Origin of the sequence: Microcoleus sp. S13C4, from assembly GCF_036700865.1 — a bacterium.
GTDB lineage: Bacteria > Cyanobacteriota > Cyanobacteriia > Cyanobacteriales > Microcoleaceae > Microcoleus.
Window position 1 is genome coordinate 17,493 of the sequence record NZ_JAUBPS010000073.1, and the last position, 11,767, is coordinate 29,259.

Below are 11,767 nucleotides of genomic sequence, written 5' to 3' on the forward strand. Positions count from 1 at the left end.
AAAAACTGAGATGACAAATCAAATTTAAATCGCCAAAAAGCCTTGATTTAAAAAGGTTTACGTAGCTTTACAAAAGTTAATTAAAGAAAATGTAAAGATATCAGTGGAACTACTGAAATTGATAGATATAATAGGTTGTAGGGACGTGCATAAACATCAGTGATTTAGATAAGGCTATGAATACTATGCGTACTTTGATTCAGCTCACAACAACGGCAACCCTGGCTGCCTGCCTGCAAGTGAGTACGATCGGCATCGCAACTGCGGCTCGACTGGCCAGCAACTCAACCACCAACTTAACAACAGACCTTAGCTTGCGGGACTCCCAGCGCTCAACCTCCACGGTTTGGACAGTTGCCCAAACTTCTAGGTTTCCCAATTACCCAAAACAATACGAACCAGACCCAAACGGAAACCCCAAAAGTGACGGTACGGGAACGCGCTGACCCCAAATTTTCAATAAATTTTCAATCTTCTATTCGCGGAGATTTGTACCAATTGTATTGGTTAATTAAAGTATGGCTGCACCAATCCGGATCGGTGAGGGGATAGTCAAGTCGGTAATGTCCACCGCGGCTTTCGGTGCGAAAGGCAGCACTTTTGACAATCAAGTAGCCGATATCCAATAAATTCCCCACTTCTCCCCAATTTCGCAAAATCGAGCTATTCTCCGCCTCAGCAGGGGAAAAATCAATAATTTGTCCGGGTCGTAAATTATCAAGCGTTTGACTCAAAGGCAACGAAGCAAATTCTTGCCGCCAAATCTCAAGTTGGACGATCGCACTTTCCAAATCCCTCTGTCCCCGGCAAATTCCCGCACTCTGCCACACCAAATTCGGCAATTCGACCCGCAACTTTTCGATCGCCTCAATATCCTTTTCAGAAACCGATTTTTCCAAGATTTCCCCCGCCTCGAACTCATCTGTGAGTGTTTTGGGCGTTCCACCTTCTACCTGCAAAAGTCCCATCTGCGCCCCAAAAACCAGACATTCCAGCAGCGAATTGCTCGCCAACCGATTAGCGCCGTGTACCCCCGTGCTCGCAGTTTCTCCCACCGCGTACAAACCGGGAATCGAAGTTTGGTTAAACTTGTCAGCGACAATCCCTCCCATCCAGTAATGGGCTGCGGGCGTCACCGGCACCGGTTCGGAAAAAATATCAATTCCCCAATCAGCGCACACTTGAATAATATTGGGAAACCTGTAGCGCAGTCGATCGACCGCAATCGGGCGCAAATCCAGCCAAACATGAGGTTCCCCCGTCTTTTGCAAGTGGCGGAAAATAGCGCGGCTGACAACATCCCGAGGGGCGAGTTCCCCGCTGGGGTGAGAGTCAAAAGCAAAGCGATATCCCTTACTGTCAACCAAATGAGCTCCTTCTCCCCGCACCGCTTCGCTAATGAGAAACCGAGGCGCGCCCGCTGTGCTCAGCGCCGTCGGGTGAAACTGCACAAATTCTAAGTCTCGCAGCAGCGCCCCGGCGCGCCACGCAATTGCCACCCCATCCCCGGTACTTACCGACGGGTTGGTCGTTTGAGCAAAAACCTGTCCCCCGCCGCCTGTCGCCAGCACCACGGCTTTGGCCTGCAGCCACTTGACTTGTGAGCCACAAATCGAGCTAATGCCCTGGCAGCGCCCGGTTTCGTCTAGCCACAGACTCAAAGCAAAGGCAGGAGATACGAGTTGAATGTTTTTGCGGCTCAATACTTTTGCTGTCAGCGTACTGATAACGGCTTTGCCCGTAGTGTCGGCGGCGTGGAGAACTCGGCGGCGGGAGTGGGCGGCTTCTAGGGTGAGGGCTAAATCTGGGCCGGTGCGATCGAATGCAACGCCCATTTTCACCAGGGAGTCAATGCAGGCTGAAGCTTCCTCAACTAAAAATTTCACCGCATCCAAATCGCAAAGACCGGCTCCAGCAGCCAGTGTATCCTGAACGTGCAGCGCTGCCGAATCTTCAGGGGCGATCGCTGCGGCAATCCCTCCTTGAGCCCAATCACTGGCCGAAACAGGTAGGATATTTTTATTGATCAAGCCCACCTGCAAATGCTCTGGCAGGCAAAGTGCTGTGTACAAACCCGCCGCGCCAGCACCTATTACCAATACGTCAAATTTGTCAGTCATAAGTCTGTCGCCAGTCTATTTTAGATTTTAGATTTTAGATTTTAGTCTCCAGATTCATCTGTAGACTTGAACTAATTTCAGTCAAGCGATTTTAGATTTTAGATTTTAGATTTTAGATTTTAGATGAATTAGGGGAACCCGCTTATTTCAATCTAGCGAATTTGGGTCGGCTTTTGCCGAATGATGGTTGAAAGTAAGTGTTCAGAAATTAAAGGCAGAAGTCATCAGCCGCTAGAAAAAAATTTTTTCTTTCTGCCGAATGCCTTCTGCCCAATGACTTCTGCGTTCAAATGAGGGGCGCTGCTACCTAGTCGTAGAGACCATTATTCAACCTGTTGTCTCCTTCAATAAAGACTGATTCAACATCAGTTACGGTGAATTTGTCCATGTTAGCTTGCAGCACTTTTTTCTGAGCATCCGTCAAGTCTGAAATATTGAGTACGTCCTCAACATTTTCGTAAGGAGCATTCTTAATAATTAGTCGAGCTAAAGTGGGATACAACCCTCGAAATTCCCGAAAGTCCCGGACGGCGCTGTTGTTCAAATCAAGTTTTTTGCCGTATTCTGTGGCAAGCTTCTCATCGGCGCGATTGGTTCTAGCCGGAGCTTCAACAGCTAGGAGCGAGGATGATGGCAAGACGATACGGCTTAATGACGCCGCGATCGCGCTTTGGTCTCCAGCCCATGCAAAGCAGCCCAGCACTAAGCCCAATACTGCCAATAGACGACCCAATCGTTTCATGAAGTTTTGTCTCCCAATTTCATACACAGCATTTATGTAGAGACTACCATTTTGCTTATGCAGTTTTTCAGATAAATCCGCAATAGGTAGAGGGCTGTTATAAACTTTACATTTCGTTATTGACAAATCTAACAATATATGATAATGACCGACTTTTAAGCATCGCAGGCAAGTTTATAAAAAGGACTCCAAATTAAAAACTCGGACTGCCATTTTAAAGGGTTAATTTTTGCCCTGCACCCCATTTCCTAGCTATTGAGAACTCTTTCCTTTCCTTTTGAGAAAAGCGTTCAAGTCAGCATAAGTACCAGCGTAAGTCAGGCTGGGAGTTTCGTAACCCTTCAAAGCCACGGTGTGTGGCTCGAAAGCGCCCTCGGCCCCCAATTGCGTCAGGTATTTGTAGGTCGTTTCTCCCACAGCGATATCCTTGCCGAGTTGCTTGGTGCAAGATTCAAGGCGAAATGCTGCGTTTACAGTATCTCCCAAGGCGGTATAGTCCGATCGGTCGCTGCTGCCAGAATTTCCCACCATTGCATAACCAGTATTGATTCCGGCCCCGACTCGCAAAGGAAAAGGTAGGGGGTAACGGCTGCTGAGTTCGTCTGTTGCCTTGTGCAGTTCGCTCAAAGCTTGGCAAATCCGCATCATTTCCTCGGTGCTGACACCGCTGGTTTTGTGGAACCAGACGGCCATAATCGCATCGCCGATGTATTTGTCCACCCAACTGCCGTGTTCGCGAATAATCTGTCCTGCTTTGCGGAACCAATTGCCGATGACTTCCGACAGGAGGGTTTCGTCTAGCTGTCTAGTCAAAACAGTAAAGTCTCGGATGTCCATTACCATGACGCTAATCAGGCTACGTACCGTCAAAGTCGCCGTAAAATCATCCGAGTCTGTGTCGTGTATTGGATCGAGCCGCTGACCCGCGGTTGGGTTGTAGAAGTCCAATTCGGTTTGACCGAAAATAATCCGATCGCCATTTCTGAGAGTGACAGGAATACTGACGCGCCGCCCGTTGACAAAGGAACCATTGCGGCTGCCCAAGTCGATTAGGTAGAACTCTCCTGTCTCCATTTGCTGTAACATCGCGTGATTACGGGAAATCCAGCGATCTGTCAGTACAAAATTATTGTCATCGCTCCGCCCTACTGTCCAGCAATTGCTGCCGGAGAGCGGCAAGTAGCGATTGCCGCCTTCTGTGCGAAGTACCATATGTGGATTGGGTTGCACTCGTCACAACAGTCCTAGAAACGACACAAAATTAACCGATTTGAGATTTTAAACTTTAAATTTTAACTTTACCGCGCGGCTTATAACTGAGATTGCTGCTAAAAAACCTCAAATCGGCTGTTCTCAAATCTAAAATTGTTTAGTCGATCGTCGATGCACCAAACCATACAGGATTGCCGAACCACAATTCGATCGTCCGCCAAGGTAGTTATGGTTCGATCATAAGCGAAATTGTCATATTTTTCACCCCAAAGATGTATCTGGGGAGTTAAATTTGCTACTTGTTGCGGAAAATATAACTATCTACCCAATATTCTACCTAATGTCGCCTAGCGCACCCAGAGCCAAGTTTTATTTATGCTCAGGGGCACCAAAAAACTGGAAAATGGCTCTCCGGCTCAGACCTAGAGTGGTTAAACACAAGGTATCTTTAAGATTTGTTGCTTAACTTCATGTTTTTGAAGATATCAACAAGCCTTTTCCTCGCTGCGGCGGTCAATAAATTAGAAACACGAGAATTTTATGTTGTCGAAAAGAATTTTGCCTTGTTTGGATGTGAAAGCCGGTCGCGTGGTCAAAGGTGTCAATTTTGTCAATCTTCAGGATGCTGGCGATCCGGTAGAAATGGCTCAGGTTTATAACGATGCCGGTGCTGACGAGTTGGTGTTTCTGGACATTACGGCGACTCACGAAGACCGGAATATTATGATCGATGTGGTGTACCGAACTGCCGATCGCGTATTTATCCCTTTGACGGTGGGCGGCGGTATCCAATCTTTAGACACCATTAAAAGTTTATTGAGGGCGGGCGCAGACAAGGTGAGTATTAATTCGGCGGCGGTGCGCGATCCGAGTTTAATTGACAAAGCCAGCGATCGATTTGGTAATCAGTGCATTGTAGTGGCGATCGACGCCCGCAAACGGCAAGATGCAGATAATCCTGGTTGGGACGTGTATGTGCGCGGAGGGCGAGAAAATACTGGAAAAGATGCGATCGCCTGGGCCAAAGAAGCCGAACAGCGCGGCGCGGGCGAAATTCTGGTGACAAGCATGGACTCGGACGGCACTCAAGCCGGTTACGATTTGGAACTAACTCGAAGAATTGCCGAAATTGTAGAAATTCCCGTCATCGCTTCCGGCGGCGCCGGCAACTGTCACCACATCTACGAAGCCGTGACACAGGGCAAAGCAGAAGCAGCCCTGCTGGCTTCCCTGCTGCATTACGGGCAACTCAGTGTAGGAGAAATTAAAACTTATCTAGCAAAATTTCAAGTTCCCGTGCGACAGCAGCAGCCATTAGTTATTAGTCATTAGTCAGTGGATAGTCGGGCGCATCTCATATCTAGCAACATTTTCCACAAACCGCTCTGCAGGTTCACTCAAGCGTCCTCTCACATTGCAAACAGGCTAAATAAACCCGCCCCCACTCCACGATAAAACCAGTTACTGACATTGATACCGCTATGTGAGGCGCATCTGAAGGCACTTATACAGAATTTTTTTGATTCTACACAAGTGCCTTCTACATAAATGTCTTGGGGCGACCGACGCCAGTCATCTAGAAATATTCCCTGAGAAGGATTTCAAATACCAGCTTTTTCAGCTAAATATTATATATTAGCTTAATTTGAAACAGAGCAACGGTTGCTTTTATCAAACTTGAGTTAAAGATTGTGCAGAATATGAGTGAGCTTCAGCCTGTTAACAATCTTAGCGATCAAAACTTCTAAAAACGGAGAAATTTTGTATGTCTTTTATCAGCTTTAACTTTCCTGCCAAGCGTTTAGTTCGCACTTTAATAGCTGTTTGTTTTTGTGCCTTGATGTTTGTTTCTAATGCTTTCCCAGCTTTTGCCGTTACCAGCAGCCCCACCAAAGGTGAAGACAAACTTTTGGGGATTGAAAAAGAATCTCAAGAAGTTGTACTGAAAAAACCAATGTCCTTGGAAGAAACTCAAGAAAAAGCCAGCAAAGGGCCCAACGAAGTTCAGGGAGATGCTGACATTGAAAAAATGAAAAATCCTTCCAATACACAAGCTACATCCTTTGAGCAACAAGTCAAAAAAGCTGTCAGCAAAGTTAAAGACTAACTCAGCGCGCAGTAGTCAGCGGACAGTTGTCAGTATAAAAGATTAGGGACACGGCGCGGTGCCGTGTCCCTAGATTTTTTTTGTAGATACACCGAACCGCGCCACCTCCTTGGAAAGGCCGTATCCAATCTAAATTTAGCTTTAGTTTTCAGAATTGGTCTTAGATGGAATAAAAAAGCGGAAAGGACTTGGCATCTTTCGGCTTTACAAACACTCTTTGCTGGGGCTGCAAGTGCAAGCTATCGAATCTTTCTCTAGTCAAATTAGCGTTTACTACTTGACCGTCATCTAAAGTTAATTCTACCTGAATTTCCCATCCCAAATGAATCAAGCGACTGATTCTTGCAGGTACTGTTGCACTATTTTCTGTAGTTTCAATTACTACGTCGTGAGGGCGTAAGAAAATCTCTGGGTTGGCTGAATCAAAGCCGTTGTCTTGAAACATTCTTGAACTGCTGGGCAAGACATTCACTGGCCCGATAAAACTCATTACGAAAGCACTAGCTGGATGGTCGTAAATTTGGGCGGGTGTGCCGACTTGTTCAATTTTACCTTTATTCATGACTGTAATGTGATCGGCAACTTCCATCGCTTCTTCTTGATCGTGCGTCACAAACACTGTGGTAACGTGAACTTCGTCGTGCAGTCGCCGCAACCAAGAACGCAAATCTTTGCGAACTTTGGCATCGAGAGCTCCAAAAGGTTCGTCTAGCAGTAACACTTTCGGTTCCACAGCCAGGGCTCTGGCGAGGGCCACCCGCTGCCGCTGGCCTCCTGAAAGTTGCGACGGGTATCTATCGCCCAATCCTGCCAATTGCACTAAATTCAACAATTCTTCTACCCGCGATTTGACTTTCGCGGGCGGTGTTTTCTGAATTTGCATCCCGAAAGCGATGTTTTTTCGCACTGTCATGTGCTTGAATAGCGCGTAGTGCTGAAACACAAACCCAATTTTGCGGTCTTGGACGCTAGTATTGGTGGCATCTTCACCTGTCAGCCAGATTTTGCCGGAGTCGGGCATTTCTAAACCGGCAATCAGCCGCAGCAGCGTAGACTTGCCTGAACCAGACGGGCCCAGCAATGCGACTAGGGAACCGGATTCAATTTCTAAGCTGACTCGATCGAGTGCTTGGAAACTGCCAAACTGTTTTGATACGTTTTCTACAACTATGCCCATAGATAGGAAGAGGTTCGAGAGAAGAGGTTCGAGGGAAGAAGTTCGATGGAAGAAGCAAGAGGCAACAGGCAACAGGGAAAAATGTTAATCTCCGGTTTGTGGATGGGTTAAAGTAAATTTTTTATAGCACGATCGCACATCAGTTTGTTAATTTTAGGGTTTTGGTGATCTGTCAGTCGATTTTAGATTTTAGATTTTAGATTGGAAGAATTTTAGATTTACTCTACAGATCAATGTGTGCTCTTCCACAGGAGTCTAAAATTTGGGGCGACGAACTTGGGCCCTGCGGGGGCTGATCTCCGTTTTTGGGCGGGTCAAATACCGGAAAATTAACAAAAATGCACCTCCAAAACAAAACAACACAATTCTTTGCCACCAAAGTTGGCGTTTGGTACTACAATGCAGCAAAAGTTCAAGCGTTTTTGACTTCAACGGCTGAGGGGATAAAGGAAAATGGGAGATGTTGGACGTGTGCCTGTAGGAATTATCGGCGCTTCAGGGTACGGCGGCGTGCAACTTGTGCGACTGCTGGCAGATCACCCAGCGGCGGAAGTAGTGTATTTGGGTGGGGATAGCAGTGCGGGAAAACCTTTTTCCAGCCTTTATCCGCATTTGACTAACTGCATTGATTTGACAGTCGAAGCGATCGACCTAGACAAAATAGCGGCAAAATGTGAAGTTGTGTTTCTGTCGCTGCCGAACGGTTTAGCTTGCAAAATGGCACCGACGCTGATAGAAAAAGGCTGCAAAGTCTTGGATTTGTCGGCTGACTACAGATTTGAAAATCTGGAAACTTACAAAGCTTGGTACGGCGGCGAGCGATCGGACTCTGAACTGGCTGCAACTGCTGTTTACGGTTTGCCAGAATTGTATCGCGATCGAATTAAAAACGCTCAATTAGTAGGCTGTGCCGGCTGCTACGTCACTGCTAGTTTATTAGCGCTGGCACCTTTGCTCAAACAAGGCCTCATTGTGCCAGAAACAGCAATTATCGATGCCAAATCCGGTGCTTCGGGAGGGGGCCGCAAAGCCGAAGTTAATCTCTTGTTGGCTGAAGCAGAGGGCTCTCTGGGTGCTTACGGCGTTGGCCGCCACCGCCACACGCCAGAAATCGAGCAAATTTGCAGCGATTTAGCGGGACACGATATTAAAGTTCAGTTTACTCCCCACCTCATTCCGATGGTGCGCGGAATTCTGGCGACTGTGTACGCAACTTTGCGTGATCCTGGTTTGGTGCGGGAAGATTTAATCACGATTTTCAGTGCTTTTTACCGCAATTGTCCTTGGGTAAAAGTGTTGCCGGCTGGAGTTTATCCGCAAACAAAATGGGCTTGTGGCACAAATCTGTGTTACATCGGTGTGGAAGTCGATCCGCGTACTGACAGAGTGATTGTGCTATCGGCGATCGACAATTTAATTAAGGGACAAGCCGGTCAAGGCATCCAGTGCATGAACTTGATGATGGGTTGGGAAGAAACTTTGGGTTTGCCACAATTGGCTTTCTATCCTTAATTGGTAATTGGTAATTGGGCATTGGGCATTGGGCATTGGGCATTGGTGATGAAAATTAAAAACTCACCGATTACCGATTACCAACTACCCATTCCCAATTACCGATTACCAAGTGTTATTTAGGTCCGTAACCGATCGACCCAGCATAAATTGCCCGATCGCCCAATTGGTCCTCAATCCGTAGCAAACGGTTGTATTTAGCCACCCGTTCGCTGCGACACAAAGAACCAGTCTTGATTTGGCCGGCGCGAGTCGCTACCGCTAAATCGGCAATTGTGGTATCTTCAGTTTCACCGGAACGGTGGCTGATGACCGCTCGATAGCTGTTCCGTTTGCCGAGGTCGATCGTATCCAAAGTCTCCGTCAAAGAACCAATTTGATTCAGCTTAATCAAAATCGAATTGCTAGCTTTCAAATCAATTCCTTTTTGCAGCCGTGTGCGATTAGTAACAAACAAATCGTCACCCACCAATTGAACTTTGCTGCCCATTTTCTGCGTCAGCGCTACCCAACTTTCCCAATCGTCTTCGTGCAAACCATCTTCAATGGAAATAATGGGATATTGACTCACCAAACCATCCAAATAATCGATTAATTCTGCTGGCGAATGAGCCACACCGTCGTAAGTATACTGCCCATCTTTGTAAAATTCGCTAGCAGCAACATCCAAAGCCAAAGCAACTTGTTCACCCGGTTTGTAGCCAGCTTTTTCAATAGCTGCAATCAACAAATCCAAAGCTGCTTGATTGGATTTAAGATTAGGCGCAAAACCGCCTTCATCACCCACACCAGTCAGCAAACCCTCAGCTTTTAAGACTTTACTCAAGGATTCAAATACCTCTGCACCCCAGCGTAAAGCTTCTTTAAAAGAAGGCGCACCCACAGGGACAATCATAAATTCTTGAATGTCCACATTATTGTTAGCGTGAGATCCCCCGTTGATCACGTTCATCAGTGGTACTGGCAAAACGTTCGCTAAGGGGCCGCCCAAGTAGCGGTAAAGGGGGAGTCCTAAAGTCTCAGCAGCCGCCTTTGCTGTGGCTAAAGAGACTCCGAGAATGGCATTTGCACCGAGGTGGGATTTGTTGGGGGAACCGTCCAAGTCAATCATGGTTTTGTCTACCAGTGCTTGGTCGATCGCATCTAGATTAGCCAAAGCGGGGGCAATTTTGTGTTCGACGTTAGCAACGGCTTTTAGGACTCCTTTGCCGCCGTAACGGGTTTTGTCATCATCGCGGAGTTCGTGGGCTTCAAAGGAGCCTGTAGACGCGCCACTGGGGACTTGGGCGATCCCCACAACACCGTTGGCTAGGTAAACTTCAGCTTCGATGGTGGGGCGGCCACGGGAGTCGAGGATTTCTCTGGCTTGAATAGATTCGATCGCAGTGTCTAGCATATTAATTATTCCGAACTTAGCTCAAGGTTTCATGACAATTAGCAGTCTCTGGGTTTTCCCACGCTGACTGCTGACGGGTAATAGAGTACGCGATCCCCAGAATTATTGGTATACAGTTCAAAATATTTGCGGATTTGGGCCCGCAGATTGGTGTCAATAACCTCGGCTTGTTGAATAACGGCTCCGGCAAGTTTGACAGTAATTTGATTGTTTTAACCCCACATTTCCGTAGATTTCTTAATTGGAACCTTTGTTAAGATCAGAATATCAACAAAGTCAATCAAAAAAGGAGAAACTTAGGATGTTAGAAACAAATCTCGGAGAAATTAGAGCATTAGCTGAAAATTCAGACCCAATTATTGCTGATCCCCCAAACATTAAATTACTCACAGGGCCATTGCCAAATCCAGGCAGCGACCCCAACTTTTTTGACTTAACTCCCAATGACGACGCTGTTCTATTAGCAAATGGAATTCTACGCAATACTCCTGGCGGTTTGCGCGCCTTAGCTGGCAACGATTTTGTCAGAGGTTCCGGTGGTGCGGAACTGATGAACGGTAACAGCGGCACAGATACTTTAATCGGAGGTTGCGGCAGCGATACTATTCGCGGCGGTCAAGATTTTGACATTCTTTATGGAGAATGTGGCAGCGATTTAGTCAGCGGAGATCAAGGCGATGACTACGTTTATGGAGGCACGGCTAATGACTTTATTCGCGGCGGTAAAGGGAATGATGCTTTAGTAGGAGAGAGTGGAAACGATACTCTAATTGGTGATGCTGGAATTGATAGACTTTGGGGAAGTGAAGGTGCAGATTTATTTGTCATCCGCACCGAAGCGGGAGCAACTTCGGGAGAAATTGGTTCGCTTCAACCACCTCCTAGTGGCAATTTTGATGTAGATGAAGTGCCTGCCGATTTTATTCTCGATTACAATCCGGCTGAAGGGGATGTAATTGGATTGGCATCTGGATTGACGCGAAATGATATTGTTTTGAGCGAAAGGTTTTTAACAATTGGTGATGCCAGAGATTACGATAGCAGCAGCCCTTTTCCTCCCGGACAGCCTCGAACGGCTGATTTTAGAGTGTTAAATACTAAGGCGACGGTGATTCGGCAAGCTAGCAGTGGCAATATCTTGGGTTTGGTGAAGGATGTTTCGCCGGATCAACTTCAGTTTATATCTGTATCGGATGGGACGCTCTAGGTTAATTCAAATCGGTACACATTGCTGCTAAGAAGCAGAACACGGACGCGCGGGACGCCCATCCCACAAAACCAAGGCTATCAATCCTCGTTCCCAGGTAGAGCCTGGGAAGGGCTATCAGCGAGACTCTGCCTCCCGATTGCTGACATGAATTTACAGCACTTTGCGTGACTAAGAGGTACAGTAACAGCAGTGAGCAAAATAATTTTCGATTTGCTTATACCAATTTTCAAAAATCATGCAACAGTAGCTAGGGCTGACAAAATGTAATCCCATCCAGTTATAGATGCTATT

At 46.8% G+C, this 11,767-nt stretch carries 10 protein-coding genes; 5 read left to right on the forward strand and 5 right to left on the reverse strand.

The features are described from left to right. Window positions 1-176 precede the first annotated feature (176 nt). The gene (locus tag QT996_RS23610) at window positions 177-446 is read left to right on the forward strand and encodes a hypothetical protein (RefSeq protein ID WP_333049462.1); all 270 of its coding nucleotides are present in this window, start codon (window positions 177-179) and stop codon (window positions 444-446) included. 21 nt (window positions 447-467) lie between these two features. Here QT996_RS23610 and nadB read toward each other — a convergent pair whose 3' ends face one another. From nadB to QT996_RS23625, 3 genes are all read right to left on the reverse strand, one after another. Beyond that, window positions 468-2,120: an L-aspartate oxidase gene (gene nadB / locus QT996_RS23615; RefSeq protein ID WP_333049465.1), complete on the reverse strand. Its 1,653-nt coding sequence runs from the start codon at window positions 2,118-2,120 to the stop codon at window positions 468-470. Window positions 2,121-2,427: 307 nt separating this feature from the next. Further along, window positions 2,428-2,862: a photosystem II complex extrinsic protein PsbU gene (psbU, locus tag QT996_RS23620; RefSeq protein ID WP_006635850.1), complete on the reverse strand. Its 435-nt coding sequence runs from the start codon at window positions 2,860-2,862 to the stop codon at window positions 2,428-2,430. 252 nt (window positions 2,863-3,114) lie between these two features. Then, window positions 3,115-4,074, reverse strand: a complete 960-nt coding sequence (locus QT996_RS23625) for an adenylate/guanylate cyclase domain-containing protein (protein ID WP_333049467.1) — start codon at window positions 4,072-4,074, stop codon at window positions 3,115-3,117. Between the two features lie 540 nt (window positions 4,075-4,614). On the opposite strand from QT996_RS23625, the gene hisF reads away from it, so the two are divergent. Together hisF and QT996_RS23635 are read left to right on the forward strand one after the other, a co-directional pair. Beyond that, window positions 4,615-5,406, forward strand: a complete 792-nt coding sequence (gene hisF / locus QT996_RS23630) for an imidazole glycerol phosphate synthase subunit HisF (protein WP_333049468.1) — start codon at window positions 4,615-4,617, stop codon at window positions 5,404-5,406. 433 nt (window positions 5,407-5,839) lie between these two features. Continuing rightward, window positions 5,840-6,181 carry a low temperature-induced protein gene (locus tag QT996_RS23635; protein ID WP_333049469.1) on the forward strand — a complete coding sequence of 114 codons (342 nt, stop codon included), beginning with the start codon at window positions 5,840-5,842 and terminating at the stop codon, window positions 6,179-6,181. A 160-nt stretch (window positions 6,182-6,341) separates the two neighbouring features. Here the strand turns inward: QT996_RS23635 and QT996_RS23640 are convergent, their stop codons facing one another. Next, a complete protein-coding gene (locus QT996_RS23640) occupies window positions 6,342-7,358 on the reverse strand; it encodes a sulfate/molybdate ABC transporter ATP-binding protein (RefSeq protein WP_333049470.1) in 1,017 nt (338 codons plus the stop codon). Window positions 7,359-7,811: 453 nt separating this feature from the next. Here QT996_RS23640 and argC point away from each other — a divergent pair, with 453 nt between their 5' ends. Further along, on the forward strand, window positions 7,812-8,870 hold the full coding sequence (gene argC, locus QT996_RS23645; protein ID WP_333049472.1) for an N-acetyl-gamma-glutamyl-phosphate reductase: 1,059 nt from the start codon (window positions 7,812-7,814) through the stop codon (window positions 8,868-8,870). Between the two features lie 115 nt (window positions 8,871-8,985). On the opposite strand, the gene eno is transcribed toward argC, so the two are convergent. Continuing rightward, the gene (gene eno, locus QT996_RS23650; RefSeq protein ID WP_445304591.1) at window positions 8,986-10,266 is read right to left on the reverse strand and encodes a phosphopyruvate hydratase; all 1,281 of its coding nucleotides are present in this window, start codon (window positions 10,264-10,266) and stop codon (window positions 8,986-8,988) included. A gap of 301 nt (window positions 10,267-10,567) precedes the next feature. Here eno and QT996_RS23655 point away from each other — a divergent pair, with 301 nt between their 5' ends. Beyond that, window positions 10,568-11,473: a calcium-binding protein gene (locus tag QT996_RS23655; RefSeq protein WP_333049473.1), complete on the forward strand. Its 906-nt coding sequence runs from the start codon at window positions 10,568-10,570 to the stop codon at window positions 11,471-11,473. Window positions 11,474-11,767 lie beyond the last annotated feature (294 nt).

Bases quoted from the DNA above. Each gene is read 5' to 3' on its own strand.
- QT996_RS23610 (WP_333049462.1), top strand. From the start codon at position 177: ATGAATACTATGCGTACTTTGATTCAGCTCACAACAACGGCAACCCTG.
- nadB (WP_333049465.1), bottom strand. From the start codon at position 2,120: ATGACTGACAAATTTGACGTATTGGTAATAGGTGCTGGCGCGGCGGGT.
- psbU (WP_006635850.1), bottom strand. From the start codon at position 2,862: ATGAAACGATTGGGTCGTCTATTGGCAGTATTGGGCTTAGTGCTGGGC.
- QT996_RS23625 (WP_333049467.1), bottom strand. From the start codon at position 4,074: ATGGTACTTCGCACAGAAGGCGGCAATCGCTACTTGCCGCTCTCCGGC.
- hisF (WP_333049468.1), top strand. From the start codon at position 4,615: ATGTTGTCGAAAAGAATTTTGCCTTGTTTGGATGTGAAAGCCGGTCGC.
- QT996_RS23635 (WP_333049469.1), top strand. From the start codon at position 5,840: ATGTCTTTTATCAGCTTTAACTTTCCTGCCAAGCGTTTAGTTCGCACT.
- QT996_RS23640 (WP_333049470.1), bottom strand. From the start codon at position 7,358: ATGGGCATAGTTGTAGAAAACGTATCAAAACAGTTTGGCAGTTTCCAA.
- argC (WP_333049472.1), top strand. From the start codon at position 7,812: ATGGGAGATGTTGGACGTGTGCCTGTAGGAATTATCGGCGCTTCAGGG.
- eno (WP_445304591.1), bottom strand. From the start codon at position 10,266: ATGCTAGACACTGCGATCGAATCTATTCAAGCCAGAGAAATCCTCGAC.
- QT996_RS23655 (WP_333049473.1), top strand. From the start codon at position 10,568: ATGTTAGAAACAAATCTCGGAGAAATTAGAGCATTAGCTGAAAATTCA.